Origin of the sequence: Pseudomonas sp. HN8-3 (assembly GCF_020790195.1) — a bacterium.
GTDB lineage: Bacteria > Pseudomonadota > Gammaproteobacteria > Pseudomonadales > Pseudomonadaceae > Aquipseudomonas > Aquipseudomonas synxantha_A.
Map to the genome: position 1 here is coordinate 1,249,950 of NZ_CP086206.1, position 19,412 is coordinate 1,269,361.

14 protein-coding genes are annotated in these 19,412 nt (G+C 60.0%); 8 read left to right on the forward strand and 6 right to left on the reverse strand.

The features are described from left to right. Positions 1 to 10: 10 nt before the first annotated feature. From LJX92_RS05440 to LJX92_RS05455, 4 genes are read right to left on the reverse strand one after another with little or no spacing between them, the layout of a single operon-like run. On the reverse strand, positions 11 to 1,390 hold the full coding sequence (locus LJX92_RS05440) for an ATP-binding protein (protein ID WP_032877560.1): 1,380 nt from the start codon (positions 1,388 to 1,390) through the stop codon (positions 11 to 13). After that, positions 1,387 to 3,204 (reverse strand): DAHL domain-containing protein, encoded by a 1,818-nt coding sequence (locus LJX92_RS05445; protein ID WP_228309389.1) that lies wholly within the window; start codon positions 3,202 to 3,204, stop codon positions 1,387 to 1,389. The genes LJX92_RS05440 and LJX92_RS05445 overlap by 4 nt, the downstream gene beginning before the upstream one ends. Further along, positions 3,201 to 4,169: a cytochrome-c peroxidase gene (locus LJX92_RS05450; RefSeq protein ID WP_103733401.1), complete on the reverse strand. Its 969-nt coding sequence runs from the start codon at positions 4,167 to 4,169 to the stop codon at positions 3,201 to 3,203. Before LJX92_RS05450 ends, LJX92_RS05445 begins: the two co-directional genes overlap by 4 nt. A 25-nt stretch (positions 4,170 to 4,194) precedes the next feature. Continuing rightward, positions 4,195 to 6,069: a putative bifunctional diguanylate cyclase/phosphodiesterase gene (locus LJX92_RS05455; protein WP_228309390.1), complete on the reverse strand. Its 1,875-nt coding sequence runs from the start codon at positions 6,067 to 6,069 to the stop codon at positions 4,195 to 4,197. A gap of 217 nt (positions 6,070 to 6,286) precedes the next feature. Between LJX92_RS05455 and LJX92_RS05460 the strand changes: the two genes are divergently transcribed. Genes LJX92_RS05460 through LJX92_RS05470 form a run of 3 tightly spaced genes read left to right on the forward strand, consistent with a single transcriptional unit; the run spans position 6,287 to position 8,513 of the window. Further along, positions 6,287 to 7,600: an HD domain-containing phosphohydrolase gene (locus LJX92_RS05460; protein WP_032877556.1), complete on the forward strand. Its 1,314-nt coding sequence runs from the start codon at positions 6,287 to 6,289 to the stop codon at positions 7,598 to 7,600. Further along, positions 7,597 to 8,010 carry an NUDIX hydrolase gene (locus LJX92_RS05465; RefSeq protein ID WP_032877555.1) on the forward strand — a complete coding sequence of 138 codons (414 nt, stop codon included), beginning with the start codon at positions 7,597 to 7,599 and terminating at the stop codon, positions 8,008 to 8,010. The genes LJX92_RS05460 and LJX92_RS05465 overlap by 4 nt, the downstream gene beginning before the upstream one ends. Further along, on the forward strand, positions 8,007 to 8,513 hold the full coding sequence (locus LJX92_RS05470; RefSeq protein WP_032877554.1) for a GNAT family N-acetyltransferase: 507 nt from the start codon (positions 8,007 to 8,009) through the stop codon (positions 8,511 to 8,513). Before LJX92_RS05465 ends, LJX92_RS05470 begins: the two co-directional genes overlap by 4 nt. 413 nt (positions 8,514 to 8,926) lie before the next feature. On the opposite strand, the gene metR is transcribed toward LJX92_RS05470, so the two are convergent. Together metR and LJX92_RS05480 are read right to left on the reverse strand one after the other, a co-directional pair. Next, positions 8,927 to 9,844 carry a transcriptional regulator MetR gene (gene metR, locus LJX92_RS05475; protein WP_005785216.1) on the reverse strand — a complete coding sequence of 306 codons (918 nt, stop codon included), beginning with the start codon at positions 9,842 to 9,844 and terminating at the stop codon, positions 8,927 to 8,929. Between the two features lie 78 nt (positions 9,845 to 9,922). Beyond that, a complete protein-coding gene (locus LJX92_RS05480; protein ID WP_228309391.1) occupies positions 9,923 to 15,493 on the reverse strand; it encodes a dermonecrotic toxin domain-containing protein in 5,571 nt (1,856 codons plus the stop codon). Positions 15,494 to 15,774: 281 nt separating this feature from the next. Between LJX92_RS05480 and LJX92_RS05485 the strand changes: the two genes are divergently transcribed. The 5 genes from LJX92_RS05485 (at position 15,775) to LJX92_RS05505 (ending at position 19,361) form a co-directional block, all read left to right on the forward strand. Then, positions 15,775 to 16,794, forward strand: coding sequence for an alpha/beta fold hydrolase (locus LJX92_RS05485; protein ID WP_216090811.1), 1,020 nt, complete (start codon positions 15,775 to 15,777; stop codon positions 16,792 to 16,794). A 55-nt stretch (positions 16,795 to 16,849) separates the two neighbouring features. Then, positions 16,850 to 17,503, forward strand: a complete 654-nt coding sequence (locus LJX92_RS05490; RefSeq protein ID WP_032877552.1) for a DsbA family oxidoreductase — start codon at positions 16,850 to 16,852, stop codon at positions 17,501 to 17,503. Between the two features lie 159 nt (positions 17,504 to 17,662). Continuing rightward, complete coding sequence (locus LJX92_RS05495) at positions 17,663 to 18,583, forward strand: arginase family protein (protein WP_103733406.1); 921 nt, start codon at positions 17,663 to 17,665, stop codon at positions 18,581 to 18,583. After that, positions 18,580 to 18,960: an EamA family transporter gene (locus LJX92_RS05500; protein ID WP_032877549.1), complete on the forward strand. Its 381-nt coding sequence runs from the start codon at positions 18,580 to 18,582 to the stop codon at positions 18,958 to 18,960. The genes LJX92_RS05495 and LJX92_RS05500 overlap by 4 nt, the downstream gene beginning before the upstream one ends. Beyond that, the gene (locus LJX92_RS05505; protein WP_078820405.1) at positions 18,957 to 19,361 is read left to right on the forward strand and encodes an EamA family transporter; all 405 of its coding nucleotides are present in this window, start codon (positions 18,957 to 18,959) and stop codon (positions 19,359 to 19,361) included. Before LJX92_RS05500 ends, LJX92_RS05505 begins: the two co-directional genes overlap by 4 nt. The last annotated feature ends 51 nt before the right edge of the window (positions 19,362 to 19,412 follow it).

Consider the following 19,412-nt stretch of genomic DNA (forward strand, 5'->3'; position numbering starts at 1 on the left):
GCGGCGTGCCCTACGCCGCCTTCTGGCGAATCGGCAACACCACGCGAAATGTCGTGCCCCTGCCCAGTTCGCTGCTGACGGAGATATCCCCGCCGTGTTTCTTGATGATGCCGTAGGACAGAGACAATCCCAGTCCAGTCCCTTCGCCCACAGGCTTGGTGGTAAAGAACGGGTCGAAAATCTTCTGTAAGCTTTCAGGGGCAATTCCGCAGCCGTTATCGGCCACTTCCAGCCAGATATTCTCGCCTTCCACGCCGTTGCTGATGGTAATGGTGCCACGCTGGGGCCCCATGGCCTGGGCCGCATTGATCACCAGGTTCATCACTACCTGATTGAGCTGCGAGGCCAGGCATTCGATGTCCGGCAGGGGCGTGTAGTGCTTGACCACGTCGGCCTTGTACTTGAGTTCGCTGGCGACGATGTTCAGGGTCGAATCGATGCCTTGCTGCAGGTCAGCCAGTTGCCAGGTCTGGTCGTTATCCACGCGTGAGAAGTTCTTCAGGTCTTTGACGATCTGCACGACACGGCCAATCCCTTCCTTGGATTCGCGGATCAGGATCGGTATGTCTTCCTTGAGGAAATCCAGTTCCAGGTCGGTGCGCAAAACCTTTAGCTGATCCCGCTGTTCTGGCGCCGCGAGGTGTTCCTCGCTGCGTTGATAGGCGTCGAGCATCTGTTGCAGCTGCGTGAAGTAGCTGTCGAGCGTGCTGAGGTTGGAGGAAATAAACCCCACCGGGTTGTTGATTTCATGGGCGACGCCGGCGGCGAGCTGCCCAAGGGAGGCGAGCTTTTCCGACTGCACCAGTTGGCTTTCCAGATGCTTGCGCTCGTTGATTTCCAATTGCAGCGCCTGGGTGCGTTCTTCAACCAGTTGTTCCAGCAGAGATGTTTGCAGCGACGCACGCCGGGCCATGTCCCATTTATTGGCCAAGGTATTGGCCATTTGTTGCACTTCAATATTGTCGAACGGTTTTTTCAGGATCAGCAAACGGTCATGGGCCTGCAGGCGCAACAGCAGGTCTTCCCAGGAGTAATCCGAGTACGCGGTGCACACCACCACTTGCAACTCGGGTGCGACCTGCCATAACGCCTCGATCGTCTTCGCGCCGTCCCAGCCTTGGGGCATGCGCATGTCAACGAACGCCAGTGCATAAGGACGCTGCTGCGCCATGGCGCTGGTGAGCAAGCCCAGGCCCTCTTCGCCGCCATAGGCCGAATGCAGTTCGAACGCCTGGGCCTGGGGCTTGGCCGCGTCACCAAACAGTGCCGACTCCATGTCATCCAGCGCCTGGTTGGGCGCAGTATCCGGCATCAGGATCTTGCGAAAATCCTCATGAATGGACGGTGTGTCATCGATCAGCAGGACGCGCCGGTTGGGAGGTTGGTTCATGAGCTGCTTCCGGCAAGGGTCAGGGGAATGGTCAAGGTGAATACCGCGCCGAGGCCCGGCCCGTCGCTGTGAGCACTGAGCTGGCCGTGCATTTGCACCGCGGCCAGGGCGCAGCTGTGCAGGCCGAAGCCATGGCCTTCTTTGCGCGTGGTAAAACCATGGGTGAAGATCCGTGTCATGTTCTCGGGTGGTATGCCTTCGCCATCGTCCTTCACACTGATCTTCAAGGTATCTTCACCCTGGGCCTCGACCTTCAGCGTGATTTGCCGTGGCCTCTCGGAAAGGTTGGACATGGCGTACTTGGCGTTGCTGATCAGGTTGACCATGATCAGCAGCAGGCGATGCTTGTCGCCGAGGATCTGCGGTACCTGTGCGTATTCCTTGACCACAGTGACGTGGTGACGGCTCAGCGCGCCGGCGTTCATGCGCAGGGCATCGTCCATCAAGGCGCCGATATTGATTGGCTCCAGCAATGTGGCGGCGCCGGCATAGGATTGCTGGGTCGAGACGATGTCCTTGATGTGATCGATGCTTTTGCTCAGTTGCGCCAGCTCATCGCTCATGCCCTGTTGCTCCATGGCGATCGCTTCCACCAGTTGGTTGAGGTAGCCGGGCAGCAATTTGCCCTTTGCATCTTCGGTGAGAAAGGTGCCCAGGTCGCCCTGGTGTGCGTTGATCAATTGCATCGCTTTGCCCAGGCCCAGCGCTTTGCTGCCGCGCAGTTTACGGCTGACCAGCTCGGCAGAAATATTCACGCTGTTGAGCACGTTGCCGACGTTGTGCAGCACGTTGGTGGCGATCTCTGCCATGCCTGCCTGGCGGGCGCTGTCCAGCAGTTCGCTCTGGGCATCCTTGAGTTGTTGGGTGCGCCGTTCCACCCGTTGCTCCAGGGTTTCGTTGGCCGATTGCAAGGCGCGATTGACGCGGTTGATCTCGGCGAAACTGCGCAGCAGACGCACCGCCAGGTAGAGCAACAGCACCACCAGCAGCGTCGAGAAGATCAGCAGGTAGCGATGATATTGATGGTCAACGAGGTCCGCGGTCTGCTGGTCCTGATTGAGGTGGGTGGTCAGGTCATCGAGGCGCTCGGCCACCGGCACGGCGGCAATGCGTTCGAGGAGGCTGTTGACCAGCGGCTGCTCGCGCAGGATCAGCGAAATATGGTTGCTGAGGATATCCACCGGCGCCTGGAACTCACTGGGCAGGCTCTGTTTGTTGATCGCCAGTTTGCCCAGGCCCACCAGGATATCGGCGGCGCGTTCATCGCTGGTGACCTGGGCAAACTCCAGGCTGCTGAGCAGCAGGTCGTAAGTGTCGGTGGCCACGCCTTGCAGTTGCAGCCGGCCTTGATCGTCAATCTGGTTGAATTGGGCTTGAATGTCGTCTTCGGCGGTCGGCAAAAACGCCAGCGAGTTGCGCAACACGGCGTTGTGGGACTTGAACTGATCCACCAGTCGGGCTTTTTCCTGGATGGCGGCCACATACGCTGCCTGGCTGGCTTGCCAACTCGGCAGGTCGGCAGGGTTGTGGTAGGTGTCGCGGCCTTGTAGTTCAGACCAGATACGGGTCATGTCCGAGAGGGGCGTGACCAGCGGATCGTAGTTGTGGGTAATCGCGATCCGGGCCTTGAGCACTTCACTGTCCCATTGGGCATTGAGTTGCTGAAGCTGGCGGATCAGGTCCCGGGACTGGGTATAAGTGGCTGTTTGGTCGCGGGAAGATTTGAGGTACAAAAACACCAGTGTAGAGGCCAATAACAAGGCTATCAGGCCCAGCAGCATCTGGCTGGCACGACGGCGCGAGAAACGTCTCATAGCGGCTTGCCCGCCCATTCGCCGGTCAAGGTTCTGAGAAACTGGATAATCAGCTCCTTGTCTTCCTGAGAAGGATTGCGCCCCAACTGATACTTGAACATCACGTCAACCGCCTCTTCAAGCGTCTTGGCCGAGGCGTCGTGGAAGTAAGGTGCGGTGACGGCCACATTGCGCAGGCTGGGCACCTTGAACACGTGGCGGTCCTCTTCATCGCCGGTCAGCAGGTAGCGGCCCAGGTCCGATTCGACCGGGTTGCCTCGTGCCTTGAAGTAATCGTCCATCACGCCGAATTTCTGCAACATATTGCCGCCGATATTCACGCCCTGATGGCAGGCAATACAGCCGTACTCCTTGAAACGCTGGTAGCCGTATTTTTCCTTGATCGTCAGTATCTCGGTGTTGCCCAGCAGGTACTGGTCGAACCGCGAGTTGGGCGTCAGCAGCGTGCGCTCGTAACTCGCCAGCGCATCCTGCACGTTGGCGGCACTGACGCCATCGGCATACACCTGCGCGAAGGCGCGCTGGTAATCAGGGTAGGCGGACAGGTTGTATTCCACAGCTTTCCAGTCGCTGCCCATTTCCACCGGGCTGATGACCGCGTGCTCGATCTGCGCTTGAAGGGTGTCCACCCGGCCATTCCAGAACTGCTTGAAGTTCAGGCTGGCGTTGAACACGGTGGGCGTATTGAGTGGCACCGGCTTGCCATCCAGGCCAAGGGAGAAAGGTTTGTTGTCGGCGCCGCCGGTTTCCAGGTGATGGCAGCTGGCGCAGGACAAGCTGTTATTGGCCGATAAGCGCGGATCATTGAACAGCCGACGGCCCAGCTCAACCTTGGCCGGATCCTGTAGGGGAACACTCGGCAACGGCTTTAGGGCTTCGTCCAGCGGTGCGGCCGCGAGTACTGCGCCGGTGCACAGGCCCAACGCGAGCACAAGGCTGAATCGGGTAGTTGAAACGTTGCTCAAGCGAGCACTCCTTGCAGGCCTAGGGCTATGGATGGGGCATCAGTGTCGCGCAACCCACTTGCAGCAACTGCACGAAATCCTTGGGGGGCAACGCCTTGCTGAAGAGAAAACCCTGGCCCTCTTCACACTTGTGGGCCTTGAGGAAATTGAGTTGCTCGACGGTTTCCACGCCTTCGGCAATGATGTTCAGCTCCAGGCTCTTGCCCATGCCGATGATAGCGCTGATCAGTTGTTCGTCCTGGTTATTTACGCTGAGGCCGCGCACGAAGGACTGGTCGATTTTCAGCACATCGATGGGAAAGCGCCGCAGGTAGCTCAGACTCGAATAGCCGGTACCGAAATCATCCAGCGCCAGACGCACGCCCATGGCCTTGATTCTGCGCAGGGTATCTACGGTCTCGTCGACATTCTGCATCAGCACGCTTTCGGTGATTTCCAGCTCCAGCTGGGCGGGCGGCAGGCCGGTTTGCTTGAGGATGGCGGCCAGGTTGTCGACGAAGTCCCGTTGGCGAAAGTCGATCGCCGAGATGTTCACCGACATGCGCAGCGGCGCCAGGCCCAGATCCCGCCAGGCTTGGGCTTGCTCGCAGGCCTGGCGCAACACCCACTGGGTCAGGCGCACGATCAGCCCGCTGTCTTCGGCCACCGGAATGAACTGCGCCGGGCTGATCCAGCCTGACTGCGGTTCAAACCAGCGGGTCAACGCCTCGGCGCCGACGATCCGCCCGGACGCCAGATCCAGCTTGGGTTGGTAATGCAGGACGAACTCATGGCGTTCCAGGGCCTGGCGCATCGCGCTCTCCAGGTTTTGCTGGTGCTGGGCGCGGCGGTTCATGTCTTCGGTGTAAAAGCTGAAGTCGTTGGGGCCACGTTCCTTGCTGGTGCGCATGGCGGTTTCGGCGTGCTTGATCAGTTGCACCGCATTGGTACTGTCATTGGGGTAAATGCTGATACCCAGGCTTGCGGTGACGTTCAGGTCGTGCCCCGCAATATGACGCGTTGCGCTGACGGCGCTGAGCAGTTTTTGCGCAATGTGTTGGGTTTGCTGAGGGTGTTGGATATCGTTGAGCAGGATCACGAACTCATCGGCGCCGTAGCGAAACGTTGAATCCGAAGCGCGTACCGTCGCCACCAGGCTGCGACTGACGTGCTGCAGCACTTCATCGCCCACCGGATAGCCGAGGGCGTTGTTGATGCGTTTGAAGCGGTCCAGCCCGATAAACATCACCGCCAGTTGCGAGTCATGCCGCCGGCCCAGGGCGATGGCCTGGGTCAGCCGGTCGCCGAATAACGTGCTGTTGGGCAACTCGGTGAGGGCATCGTATTGCAACAGGTGCGAGACCTTGAGCAGTTCCTGCACGCGTTCTTCAATGATGCGTTCCAGGCCGAGCACCTTGTGGGCCACGTCCTGGGCCAGTTGCCATTTCCAGGTCAGTGCGCTGGCCATCTGGCGGATTTCCAAGGGGTCGAAAGGTTTTTTCAGGATCAGCAACTGATCGCTGTATTTCAGTCGCGCTTCGATGGCCTCAAAGGAATAGTCGGAGTAGGCGGTGCACAGGGCGATTTGCAGGTTGGGGTCGACGTTCCATAGCTGTTCGATGGTTTGCAGCCCGTCCCAGCCGGGCGGCATGCGCATGTCGATAAACACCATGGCGTAGGGGGCGTTGTCCGCCAGCGCCTTGTTCACCAGCGCCAGCGCTTCCTGACCCTGGTAGGCGGAATCCAGCTCGAACGCTTGGCGCAACGGTGCAGTGGTACCGAACAGGGTCGACTCCAGGGTGTCGAGGGAGGGCTTGCCGTCTTCATCGGCGCAGAGGATCTTGCGAAAGTCCTGATGGATCGAGGCGGTGTCATCGACGATGAGGATGCGACGGTTGGCCCGTTCACCTTGGGTGTTCATGGCGCGTCTGGCCTAGGCAAAAGATTTGATTGCATAGCGATTCCTTCCCTGGCTGGACTGCGTAGCTCGGTGCCAACTGGCAGTGACAGCATAGTCGAACTCCTTGATATCGACGGCCACTTGGCGTCAAATCAACAGCGCTGTGCGCCGGGAGCCGGTACGGCACGCCCCCGCGTCAATCTAGCTTAACTTCGTTCAATTTGAAGGCAGAGTCACCATGGATGAACAACTCGCTACGAAGTCTGCCGTTTTGCTGGTTGACGATGAGGAATCGATCCTCAATAGCCTGCGCCGCTTGCTGCGCGGCCAGCCTTACGAGGTGTTATTGGCCACCAGCGGCACCCAGGCGCTGGAGATCATGGCCAGTCGGCCCGTGGATTTGGTGATGAGCGATGCGCGTATGCCCGGTATGGACGGGGCCACGCTTCTGGCGCAGGTTCACCGCCTGTATCCCGCCACCGGCCGCATCCTGCTCACCGGTTACGCAGACCATGACACCATCATCAAGGCAATCAATGATGGGCAGATCCACCGCTACATCAGCAAGCCCTGGAATGACGCAGAGCTGATACTGGTGCTGCAGCAGTGCCTCGAACACCAGCGGCTCCAACACCTGACCCGCGAGCAGAACGAGCAGCTCAAAGCGCTCAACGCCACCCTGGAAAAACGCGTGACCGCGCGCACCGCCGAGTTGCAGCAGACCGCCGATATGCTCGACCTGGCCTATGACGAGCTCAAGCGCAGCTACGTGACCGGCACTGAAGTGTTTTCGCTGTTGGCCAACCTGCGCTTGCCCAAGAACAAGCAGACCAACCGCGCGTTGATCGAGCTGATCCGCGTGTGCTGTTCCGCCCAGTCCCTGGACGAAGCCAGCACCCGCGACCTGACCATGGCCGCCGCGCTGTACAACATCGGCAAGCTGAGCTGGAGCGACAGCATGATGGTGTCGCCGGCGGACAAGCTGCACAGCACCGACCGCGCGCAGTATCGCGAGTACCCGACGCAAAGCGAATCACTGTTGATGACCCTGGAGCCGATGAAGGATGCAGCGCGGATCATTCGTCATCACCAGGAGCGCTGGGACGGCTCCGGGTTTCCCGACCACCTCAAGGGCGAGGCCATTCCGGCGGGGGCGCGGTTGTTGAAGCTGGCGGTGGATTTCATCGAGCTGCAAAAGGGCTTGATCCTGGAGCGGCACCTGAACAGCGACGAAGCGCTGCTGTATATCCGCAAATACGCCGGGCGTTTGTATGACCCGACGCTGGTGGAAGACTTTGTGCTGGCCTGCGCGGCTTTCCTCAGTGACGTGACCCTGGGCGACCCCACGGTCAAAGTCCTCACTACCCGCGAACTTGAAGCCGGGATGGTGCTGGCCCGCAACCTCAATGCCGACAACGGCATGTTGCTGCTCAACGCCGGCAAGGTGTTGAACCTGCCGCTGGTAGACAAGCTGATTGCCTTCGAAGCCATGGAGGGTGCCAAATACAGCATATTCATCAAACAACCGGACGAGACCTCGATTCCTTCATGAGCCATTCAACTATCCGCATCGCCGCCGCCGTCCTGATCGATAAAAACGGCCAAACCCTGCTGGTACGCAAGCGCGGCACCCGGGCCTTCATGCAGCCTGGCGGCAAGATCGACGCTGACGAAACCCCGCTCCAGGCGTTGGCTCGTGAGCTGCACGAAGAGCTGAACCTGCACATCAATCCGCAAGAAGCCGTGTACCTCGGCCAATTCTCGAGCCGGGCCGCAAACGAGCCGGGTTTTATGGTGCAGGCCGATATGTACCAGCTGCATATCGACGTGGCGGTCGAACCGGCGGCTGAAATAGAAGAAATATGCTGGATCGACCCCATGGGCGACGGTGGCCTGGAGTTGGCGCCGCTGACGCGTGAGTTCATCCTGCCGCATTATCGTGCTTCCTTGCTCAGCGCATGATGATTCGCCCGCTGCAGGCTAGCGATGCCCTGGCGTATCGGGCGTTGATGCTTGAGGCTTATGGCGCTTATCCCCAGGCGTTTACCTCCAGTGTTGCCGAGCGCGCCGCGATGCCCCTGAGCTGGTGGGAAAAACGCGTGAGCAGCGCGCTGGATCACCTGCTTGGCGCATTCGAGGGCGACCAATTGGCGGGTATCGTCGGCCTGGCGTTCGAACCGCGGGAGAAGGCGTGGCACAAGGCGACATTATTCGGCATGTATGTGAGCGCGGCTTATCAACAGCGAGGCTTGGGCCGGCAACTGGTAGAGGCCGCGCTGGAGGAGGCCCGTAGGCACCCGCGGCTGGAGCTGATCCAACTGACTGTCACTGCCGGGAATGAGGCAGCGTTTGCGCTGTACCAGCGTTGCGGCTTCATTCAGTACGGCTTGGAGCCGTTGGCGGTGCGGGTAGGTGAGGAGTATTTCGACAAGATCCACATGTGGCGTGAGTTAAAAGATCAGTGATATCCAATGTGGGAGGGGCGGTGCGACGGTTCGACTTGCCCCCGATGGCGGCCTCAGGGTTGGTTGGGATGCTGGATCAGACTGAGTACATATCCGTTATTTGGGTAACGGCTGCTATTGGTTCCGCTCTTACAGCGGGTCACTTTGGAAAAGAGCCCCAAAGTAACCAAAGGGCTCTTGCCCCACCACTCGGCACCTCGCCCAGGCTCGGTGTGCCCGTAATCCGCCAGGGATTAGGGGGGCCGCCGCCACGCGCCATCCATGGCGCGGGGCGGCTAAACCGGCATCCCTGCCGGTTTACCCCCCAAATCCCTATCGAATTCCGGCCAGCGTGGTTTAACGGGGCGCCTGAGATCAAAAGCAGATCAAGAGCGGCTCGCTTCGCATCGTGGTTAGGGGGGCTGCGAAGTCGCTTAACGCACTGCGCTGACCCCATCCAGGGTGGAAAACGACGTGTCCTTGGCCGTCAGCAAGAAGTCGCGCATGTACGGCGCGTCCAACATGTCCGCCCGAATGCCCGCGTACAGCGTGGCGAACAGACCTTTCTCGCCCAGGCGCTTGGCCTTCACATACCCGCGTGAGCTGTACTCATGCAGCGCCCAGTGGGGCATACCGCAGACGCCTCGGCCGCTGGCCACCAGTTGCATCATCATCACCGTCAGCTCCGAGGTGCGTACCAGGGCGGGTTCCACGTCGGCCGGTTCCAGGAAGCGGGTGAAGATGTCCAGGCGGTCTCTTTCCACCGGGTAGGTGATCAGGGTTTCCGTCAGCAGATCTTCCGGCACGATGTATGACTTGTTCGCCAGCGGGTGCTGGTTGGCCACGGCCAACATGGCTTCGTAGGTGAACAGCGGCACATAGGTGATACCCGGCAGCTCCAGCGGGTCGGAAGTCACCACCAGGTCCAGGTCGCCACGGGCCAGGGCCGGCAGGGGGGCGAAGGCAAAGCCGGAGGCCAGGTCGAGCTCGACCTCCGGCCACGCATCGCGGAACTGGTCGATAGTCGGCATCAGCCACTGGAAGCAGCTGTGGCATTCGATGGCCATGTGCAGGCGCCCGGCGGTGCCGCCTGCCAGCCGTGCGATGTCGCGTTCGGCGCCACGCAGCAAGGGCAGGGTGGCGTCCGCCAGTTGCAGCAGACGCAGACCTGCGCTGGTGAAGCGCACAGGCTTGGTCTTGCGCGCGAACAGCGGCATGCCCAGGCGCTCTTCCAGTTCCTTGAACTGGTGGGACAAGGCGGACTGTGTCAGGTGCAGGCGCTCGGCTGCCTCTACCAGGCTGTCGGCTTCACGCAGGGCATGCAGTGTTTTTAGATGACGGATTTCCAGCACTGTCGCCTCCATGAATAGTATTTGCGCACAATGATAATTCATTGAAAGCTCTTCATGTTGGCCGCCCACCTATTGGGCTTACTTCAGCGCCTGGAAGTGCATTCTGGCGAAGGGCTTTTCGATAGACCCACGCCAGATTTTAGTGTCTGCAAATGCCAGTCCCTCTGCTGCGGCTTGCCATTTCATTCCCAGGTAGCGTTGTTCAAAGCGCTTTAAATGCGCCTTGGGGAAACTGTCGAACGAGGACTGCAGCGCGTCATAGTGAAAGTGCGCGTACCAGATCGGTTGGTCAGCCTTAGCCTGCCGGTTCGAGTCGTAGATCTCGTATTCCTGCAGGTAGTCGTCTTTGCCGTCAGGGCGTTTGTCCCTGAGCTTTTTACGCGCGCCGATTTTTCGAATCACCACTCGGCCTTTACCGGCCAGATAGTCCAGGTAGCCTTCAGTCGGCGTTGGGCTTTCCAGGCTGCGTTGGATCCGTAAGGCTTCGCCTGCCTGTTCAAGCGCAGTTGCACGAGTGCGTAATTGATCGACAATCGGGTTGCCCGCGTCCAGGCTTTGCACGTTGTTGGCGCGAATCCTGAGTTGTTTGGCTTCGGTGACCAGCCTGTGTTCGAGGTTGATCGGCTCCATGGTTTTGTACCCTCGCACCTGCTTTTCAAAAGCATCCACTGCGTCCAGGCGGGTACGGGCATCCGCAAGCGTGGCGCGGCGGTCGGTGGGCAGCGCAGGCGGGGCGGCGGCAGGTTGGCTCTGGGTCGGGTTCAAACGGTAGGTGTTGCTGTCGCCAACCCTATCCCATACCTCAGTGGGATTGCCGTCGGCGTCGCTGATGATGAATTGTCGCGGTGATTGTTGCCCGGCGGGTTTTTCGGTGCCTATCAATAGTTGCCCGTCCTCGGTTTCAAAGGCCTTCCGAGTAGCGTTTGGATTGGGCTCGGAGGCGGGTTTCTTGATGGCCCGTTCGGCTTTTCGAATCAAGCGGTCAAGGTCTTTTTGCATGAGTTGGAAAAAGTTCGGATCGAAATGATCTGGTGACCTCTCGTTCCAGGCACTCAGATCACGTGAGAATTCTTCATAGACCTTGATGCAGTTCTGCAATATTCGATTGCGTTCGACCCGGCTGATATTGGCTTCGGGTAGGGTCATGTGCGCGGTTAGAGCGCGGCTGACGTTGTGCCTGGCCTGATTCACCGCAGTTTCCTGGTAGATCCAGTCAATGCCCACGGTTTGCTGTCGGCGGGTGATGGGGTGCAACAGTTGGCCGCTGCGCATACTGGTAATGCGCAGGTCGGTAAATTTCTGCTTCCAATGAGCCAGGTTGGCCGCGACCTCTGTGCGCGCCGCTCTGGCGGTAATGCGTTTGCTCCAGGTGCCCATGTCCTTCATCGAGCGCTCTATCACGTTAAGATCATCAAGTATGTTCAGGCGGCATTGCCTCACTTCATTGAGCAGTGTTTGAGTGATGGGGGAGGCTGGAGACAGGTTATCCAGTTGCTGGGTGATCGCGATGGATCGGTCAAGTGACGCCACGGAACGGTTGCTGGCATGGTGAATCAGGTGATTGAGTCGGTCCGACACAATGTGGGCTGTTTTACTCAGTTCTGCTGCATAGTTGAAGTCGGGTAGGCGGACTTGCTGTTGCTGGGCCAGTTCGAGCGACGTATACATCTTCTTGGCGCTTTCGATGTCCCTGGCCAGGTCGACATCCAGGGCTTTGCTGTCTGTTGTTCTTTGAGTGGACGTGGTTGAGGGGGTTGGATAGTCGCTTGCGTATTTTCTTAACTTTGCGGTGCTGGCATCGACTTGGGTCTTAAGGTTGTTGTATTGGGTTGTCACATCGTTACCGAGCGTAGCGCGCTGCGTATTGACCTCCAGCGCGGGTGCCGGGAGTTGCCGATTGACCGCCGGTGGAACGCTGCCCGGCTGGGCTTCCCCACGCCCTCTGCGCCGGCTGCCACCGCCATAAACGGTGTTGCGACCACCATGCAGCGCTCCGTAAGTGTCCCATTGCAGGGCAGGGTCCAGCTCAACGACCACACTGTCGTACCTGTTTCTGGCAATCAGGCGCATTTCTCCGGTGCCGGCGTCGTACCTGACTCTGTAATAACGCCCTTCACTGAAGATGAAGTAATCGCCGGACACGTTATGGCGCAAGGTGTGGCGATAGGGCCCGGTCAACACCGGTTGCAGGCTGCCGCTTGCAAGGGGGTCGGGGTGTTCGAAGCCAGCGAAGCGCTGGCGAGTGGTGGTGCCCTGGCGGCGTTTCAAGGATCGCCAGAAGCTTGGGCTTGGCGCCTGTTTGCCTTGGCGTGCTGCGGTCAGTTGGCGGGCGGTGCTGGCGCGTGCGCTGGGCACCGCGGCCATGGCCAGGGCATCCATGGCCGCATACAACAGGCTTTCGAACACCGAGGCCAGCAGGTCGATGCCATCGTCGATATCACCGCGCCGGAACGCAGCAACCGCCTGATGTAGGCTGATGCGAGCGTCTACCAGGGATACGGCGGTGCCAACCACCGGGACAATACTCAGGGCAATTTTGATGCCGTTGAACACCTTGGCGCTTTGAAGATGGTACCTCTCATTGGCCAGATCATCGTTGGAGCGCGAGTCATTACGATGGGCTTCGAGCAGGCGGCCCCTATGGGCATTCAACTGATGGACAGCCAGCGAAGTGGTGGCCGGCCAAGCAAAGCCTGACTGGATCATCGCGTTTTGGTCTTTGTCGATGGCCTGGCCGATGCGGCTGATGTGTGCCCGTACGTCCCCCTTGATTGCACGGCCCGCGACATACTCCAACATGCTGTCGAGCCGGCACAGTTCAAACAGAGCAAGGCGCGCCTTTTCAAGGCTGGCATAACCGCGCAGGTAGCGTTGGTCGGGGGCGTCGGGTAGGTAGAGCACGATGCTCCCGCTGTTCTGTTCCTCAATGAATGTGATACCCGATAGTGTGATCGGGCTTTCCTGGTTTGTGTCCTTGCCGCCTATGCTCAGGTGGGCCGGCAACAGGCGGATGCGCTTGCCATCGACATCCCAGGCGCTCTGGGTATCGGCATCGATCGCTGTATTGAGGGTACTCAGTTCGTCGCTGTTGATATGGTTTTGCATGACCGCCAGCAGGCCTTGGGCCTTGAGCATCAGACGCAGGGGTTCGACCAGGCATTCGCGGCGGTACTGTTTTTGGAATGTAGACTCCTCCGGTGAACCATCGAAGGCCCTGATAATCCGCGTTTCATAGCGTTGCGCCAGATTGAGGTCCTTGACCATGGCCGCCAGATAGTGGCTGGTGACACCCGCCTTCAGGGTGTTGCCTTCGAGGGGATCATCGGCCGTCACTTCGACGCTCACGAACCCCAGGCGCAGACTTATATCAGAGCCGATGTTGAGTAAGGCCAGGGTATCCAGGGGCATCTTGCTGCGTTTAGCGCTGGGGACATCGATCATTTTGATTGGCGAGCCCGGCGCGGCACCGGCAACGATATCGCGCTTTTGCGCCACCGAGTCGGGCAGCTCCAGCTCCAGGGTAAAACCTTTTTTAATGCCGAAATCCTTGCGCAAGCGTGCATCCAGCTGTTGGCTGACAAACACGTCACGTGCTGGCAGCGAGCGTCCAAACAAGGCCTGTGAACGGGTCAGCGCGGGGATATAGGCGCTCAGCAGTTTCTTTAGGGTTTCGTGTTTTTCTGTGGACTGTAGGCGCATCCACGGTTGCATGTCGTTGGCCAGCACCTGGGCATTGTATTGCTCGATGAGTTGCAGGTACGCGGCTTCGCGTGCCGCGTTATCCGGGATCAGCAAGCTCGGCAGCGTTTGTGCACGCAGTCTTTCCAACTCACCGGCTAGCGTTGCGGCGTCTTCCGGGGCGGACCAGGTTTGGCGCAGTCTCGCGGCTTTTTCTTCGAAGGCGGTTTGTTGACTGCTCAGGCTGTACTCGAAGGGATCTTGGGCCAATGGCTTGAACTGCAGGGCCAGTACCTCATCTTGGGGATGGATGGCGAACAAAGCTTCTTCCAGCGCCTGTCGGGAGGCGAAGCGTTGCAAGCCGCCGTCGTTACCGGGCCAGTAGACGAAATGCGTGCCGCTGCCGGTGGTTGGGGTTTGCGGGTCCTGGGGGGGAAGCAAGACCAGCGGCCCGTTGAGTTCGGTGTGTGTCGGCTGGAGATCGCCGGGCCGCTTGACCGACAACACCAACGTCATGACGTCAGGCTCAGGCGTATCCAGGGCACTGGTGATCTGTAGCAGTTCGGCTTCGGTGATCTGGTCCAGGGCCCGCTGAATGTTCGCCTCGATCCGCAGCCCCTGCAGGCGCGCCTGGTAGAGCGCGGAGTAGTGGGTGTTGAGTGCGGCGAAATCCAAGTGTCTACGGTCCAGCATGGCGCGTGCCGCGTCTTCAGCGGCGCGTTGCTGCACTTTCAGGTTGTCCAGTTGCTGTTTGAACGATTGCCAGGCTGGGCTCGTCGGGGTGTTGCTGCCGAACAGTTTTTCCAGGGCGCGGCGGTGCTGTCTTATCAGGACCTTGCGTTGGCTGGCGTGCATGCCGTTATGCAGCAGGCCGAACTGTGGCAGGTTACTGTCGACCTGTGCATCGACGGTCGTCCCCGGTTGGTCGGGCGCTTGCGCAAAGAGTGCCTGGGCCCGGCGCTGAACATCGCGTTGGTCAATGTGCTGGCTGGCCTGGTAGGCATTGTGGATCTTGACGTGGGCCAACGGCTTGATCGCGTCCTGGTATTGCTGGTTGGCCAACTGCTTGAGCCAAAGGTTGAGGCCGGCTTCCAGCGGGTTGTTGTTGATCTTGTACTCGATACTGGCCAGGGGATCGATGTCGCTGGCTGCGAACAATGTGGTTTGCCGGTCGAGCAACCAACGTTCCAGGTCCAGGCGCCGGCTAAAGGTATGCCAGGCAGGCGCCTGTGTCGGCAGGTACACCAGTTGGCTGACCGGTTGTTCTGTATCCAGGGTCAGGACCCAGGCGCCGGGCAGCGCGATGGCATTGGCCCCGGTGCGCTTGAGCAACAGCTGCTCGGCGCAGAATTTTGGCGCGTCGGCCGTGGGCGCTACCGGGTTGATCAGCGAGAACAACGGTGTGAGCACTTCGGGATGGATCTTTTTTTCGGCCAGCAAGTGTTCACCACTGGCTTCGAAGTGGATCCGGTAGAGTTCGATCGCCCGGTTGAGGCAGGTCAGAGGCGTATTGGGGGCCCGCTCCGTGCGCCAATAGCGCAACCAGTTGTCCTCGATCGCTTGCTCCAGATCCAGGGTTTTAAGCTCATCGAGCAGTTGGGCAACGGTGTGTTGCGCCAGGGGCGGTTGCGCCGGCAGGTAAAGCAGGTTGCATTCCGGTATTTGCGTCGTGTCCAGGTTTGGGTGTTGTTGCAGGTAGAGGCAGGCATCGGTCAGGCTGATCAGGCTGCGGCCGCGTTGTTCGGTAGCGGGGAATTGCAGCATCACGCGCTCGCCGTCCAGTTGCAGATCGGTTTGGAGCAGGCGGTTGATCGAACTGCGAACCGTCGGAATGCCGGCCATCAGCGTGAGCATATCGCGGCGGCAGTCTTGCCAGCGTTGGGTGGCGTCGACCAACAGGTCTTCGTCAATGCTCGGTAGCGGCAGTGGAGACCAGACGCCGAAATCGGTGGGGCCTGTAGTGTGGGTCATGGTTTCAATCCTTGAAGTAGGGCGTTGGAGCGCACAGGCCGCTACGTTGCGGACTGTGCTGAAGTGAACAAGCTTTATTCGCTGGCGACCCAAAGGGGACGGTGCTCACGAAAAAAGAGAGCCTCATTAACGTTGAGCAAGAGGAAGGTTGTGGCCTACATAGTTAGAGGCCGATGACCGCTCGGCGTCATTCATCAAATTGTCACGCAACTGTGGCAGCGCGCTTGAACAAACTTCATCAGACTCGCGCTCTACTGGGGTTCTGCGTTTCGGTGTTTTTCATGCGTGTGTTGCTTTTACTGGCCGCTCTGCTATTCGGCCTGCCGTCCTTTGCGGCTTCTCGATGTGATGTCAATGTCCCGACCCAAACCGTCGACCTGGAACAGGTGAGCATCGCCTACCAAAGTATCGGGCGGGCGTCGGACCCTGCCTTGCTGCTGGTGATGGGCCTGGGTGGGCAGTTGATCCACTGGCCGGATGAAGTGGTGGTCGCCCTGTGCGAGCAAGGGTTTCGGGTGATCCGTTACGACAACCGTGACGTCGGCCTGTCCACCTGGCGGCAAGCGCCGGCCAGTGCCAACCTGACCTTCGAGGTGCTGCGCTACAAGCTCGGTTTGCCGGTGGCTGCGCCGTATACATTGACCGACATGGCCGACGACGCGCTGGGCTTGATGGATGCGTTGCAGGTGCAGCAATTCCATGTCCTTGGCGCAAGCATGGGCGGCATGATCGCCCAGCACCTGGCGGCAATGGCGCCGCAGCGGGTGGAAAGCCTCACGTTGATCATGACCAGCTCCGGCGCCGAGGGCCTGCCCGCCCCGAACGCGGCGCTGGTGCAATTATTGTCACGGCGCAGCGCGCCCAATCGTGAGGTGGCCCTGGAGCAGCAAGCCGATTTGCTTGCGGCGCTGGGCAGCCCGAATGTGAAGGATGATCGTCAAGCGTTGCTGCATCAGGCGGCGCTGTCCTACGACCGTGCGTTCAACCCCGAGGGCGTCAAGCGCCAGATCATGGCGATCCTCGCCGAGCCCAGCCGCGTGCCGTTGCTCAACCAACTGCGCGTGCCGACCCTGGTGGTGCACGGCACGGCCGATCCGTTGTTGCCGGTGATGCACGGCGTGCACCTGGCCGCGCATATCCAGGGTAGCCAGTTGAAACTGATACCCGGCCTGGCCCACCGTTTCCAGGAAGCGTTCAAGGCGCCGTTGCTGGCGGCGGTGTTGCCCTACCTGCAGGCTCATCGTGAAGATACCGCGCACTGGGCGCAGATCGACTTGGGCGAGCCTTCGAAGGTGTTGTGAAGTTGGTGTATCGTGCAACCTTTGCGGCGCATTCAAGCCAGCGAGGTTGCCTACCATGAGTACTCCCCTGAAAATCGATTTCGTCAGCGACGTGTCCTGCCCCTGGTGCATCATCGGCCTGCGCGGCCTGACCGAAGCCCTCGACCAGCTTGGTGCCGAGGTGCAGGCCGAGATTCATTTCCAGCCGTTCGAGCTGAACCCGAACATGCCCGCCGAAGGTCAGAACATCGTCGAGCACATCACTGAAAAATACGGCTCCACCGCCGAAGAATCCCAGGCCAACCGTGCGCGCATCCGCGACATGGGCGCAGCGTTGGGCTTCGCTTTTCGCACCGACGGCCAGAGCCGCATCTACAACACCTTCGATGCGCATCGCCTGTTGCATTGGGCCGGGTTGGAAGGCTTGCAGTACAACCTCAAGGAAGCACTCTTCAAGGCGTACTTCAGCGATGGCCAGGACCCGTCCGACCACGCGACCCTGGCGATCATTGCCGAAAGCGTCGGCCTGGACTTGAAGCGCGCCGCCGAAATTCTCGCCTCTGATGAATATGCCGCCGAAGTGCGCGAGCAGGAAAAACTGTGGATCACCCGCGGAGTGACCTCGGTGCCGACCATTGTGTTCAACGACCAGTACGCTGTCAGCGGCGGCCAGCCGGCTGAAGCCTTTGTGGGCGCGATTCGCCAGATCATTGCCGAAGCGCGATCCTGACGCCGCTCTAATGTGGGAGCTGGCTTGCCAGCTCCCACACTTGATACTCATTGTTTTCAAAAACGGCGCTCATCCAAACGCTGGCCCATCCCTTGCATTACCCCCCTAAAGCCCGGCCGGCCTGCGGTTGGGCGCTGCCATTAGGGGTGAAACACTACCTTGAACATACTTGACCTCGACCACAGCCTTACCGGCCAGGCACCCATTGCCCGACGGTTGGCCAACGGCCGGGCCACGCGTCTGGACCTGCTCGATCTGGGGCCGAAACTGCGCCTGTGGTCCACAGAAAAAACCTGGAAACGATTCACCGAACGCCTGGCCCAACGGCCTCGGCCCAGGGATGCGCGCCCGGAAATCCTGTTTGTCGGCTCCGGTGACTATCACCACCTTACGCCGGCCTTTTTGGCTGATTTGAAAGAGCCCGTCAGCCTGATCCACTTCGACAACCACCCCGACTGGGTACGCTTTGCGCCCAAGCGCCACTGTGGTTCTTGGGTCAACCGCGCACTGAAGATGCCGGCGATCAAGCGCATCGTCACCCTCGGCCCGTGCAGCGATGACCTGCATAACCCACAACTGCGTGGCGGCAACCTTGGCGCGCTCAAGCGCGGGCAATTGCAGCTGTTTCCCTGGCAGCACCCGCCGTCGAAGGTCTGGGGTCGGGTCGGTGATGGAGCGGGTCACCAGCAGCAGGAAAACCACCTGCACTGGCGCAACCTGGCAGAGCTCGATTGGGCGAAATTCCTCGACCAGATGATCGCCAGCCTGCCCACCGAAGCGATCTGGATCACCATCGACAAGGATGTGCTGGCCAGCGAAGACGCCGCTACCAATTGGGATCAGGGCGGTATGCGCCTGACCCATCTGCTCCAGGCCCTGCGGGCGTTGGCGGCGCATAAACGCATCATTGGCATCGACGTGTGCGGTGAGTTCGCCACGCCGGTGTTCAGCAACGCGTTCAAGCGCTGGGAAGCCAAGTCCGACCAGCCGCCGCCGCAGCGCTGGAGCGTGCAAGATTTGCAGCGCAATGCCGCGACCAATGAGGCCTTGATCAACCTGTTTGAGGAGCTGTTCCCGTGACCCTGACCGTGGTGTTGCTGCTGGCGTTTTCCATTGTTCTCGATGTGATTGGCCAGCTGTGTTTCAAACTGGGCGTGGACCGCTTACCGCAACTCGATGGCGGGTTCAGCCTGCGCGCATTCTGGGGCCAGGTGTTCAATGCACCGTTGCTCTGGGCCGGTGTGGGCGCCTATGTCATCGAGTTTTTCGTCTGGCTCGAAGCCCTGTCCCGTGCGCCATTGAGTCTGCTGTTTCCGTTGGCGGCTTTGGCCTATTGCCTGGTGGTTCTGGCGGGCAGGGTGGTGCTCAAGGAAAGGGTCAGCCCAAGGCGTTGGTTGGGCACGCTGGTGATTACCTTGGGTGTGATGTTGGTCGCGATTGCGGGGAGCCAGGCATGACGACGCAGACAGTCGATAGCGGTTGGTTACATGGGCGCCTGGGCACCCTGGTGCTGTGGGCGCTGCTGATTGCCACCGAAAGCGCCGGGCAATTGTTTACCAAGGTGGCCGGTGATCAATTGGGGCAGATGGATTTCACTTGGCAGTGGCTGGCCGACGTGGCGCGTAACCCGGGGATCCTGGCGGCGATTGCCAGTTACCTGGGGGCGTTTTTTGTGTGGATGCTGATCTTGCGGCGCAGCAGTTTGTCGCTGGCGTTTCCCCTGAGTTCACTGGTGTTTGTGGCGGTGCTGCTGGGGTCGTGGTTGGGGTTGGGTGAGCACATCAGCCTGTTGCATTGGGTGGGGGTGGGGGTGATTATCGGTGGTATCGCGCTTTTGGCTGAGGGCGAAGAGCACTGAAAACTGTGCTGCGAATCACAGGCAAAATGTGGGAGGGGCGGTGCGACGATT

Excerpts from the sequence above, each read along its gene's own strand:
- LJX92_RS05465 (WP_032877555.1), top strand. The coding sequence starts at position 7,597 with ATGAGCCATTCAACTATCCGCATCGCCGCCGCCGTCCTGATCGATAAA.
- LJX92_RS05455 (WP_228309390.1), bottom strand. The coding sequence starts at position 6,069 with ATGAACACCCAAGGTGAACGGGCCAACCGTCGCATCCTCATCGTCGAT.
- LJX92_RS05485 (WP_216090811.1), top strand. The coding sequence starts at position 15,775 with ATGCGTGTGTTGCTTTTACTGGCCGCTCTGCTATTCGGCCTGCCGTCC.
- LJX92_RS05440 (WP_032877560.1), bottom strand. The coding sequence starts at position 1,390 with ATGAACCAACCTCCCAACCGGCGCGTCCTGCTGATCGATGACACACCG.
- LJX92_RS05480 (WP_228309391.1), bottom strand. The coding sequence starts at position 15,493 with ATGACCCACACTACAGGCCCCACCGATTTCGGCGTCTGGTCTCCACTG.
- LJX92_RS05445 (WP_228309389.1), bottom strand. The coding sequence starts at position 3,204 with ATGAGACGTTTCTCGCGCCGTCGTGCCAGCCAGATGCTGCTGGGCCTG.
- LJX92_RS05505 (WP_078820405.1), top strand. The coding sequence starts at position 18,957 with ATGACGACGCAGACAGTCGATAGCGGTTGGTTACATGGGCGCCTGGGC.
- LJX92_RS05460 (WP_032877556.1), top strand. The coding sequence starts at position 6,287 with ATGGATGAACAACTCGCTACGAAGTCTGCCGTTTTGCTGGTTGACGAT.
- LJX92_RS05490 (WP_032877552.1), top strand. The coding sequence starts at position 16,850 with ATGAGTACTCCCCTGAAAATCGATTTCGTCAGCGACGTGTCCTGCCCC.
- LJX92_RS05470 (WP_032877554.1), top strand. The coding sequence starts at position 8,007 with ATGATGATTCGCCCGCTGCAGGCTAGCGATGCCCTGGCGTATCGGGCG.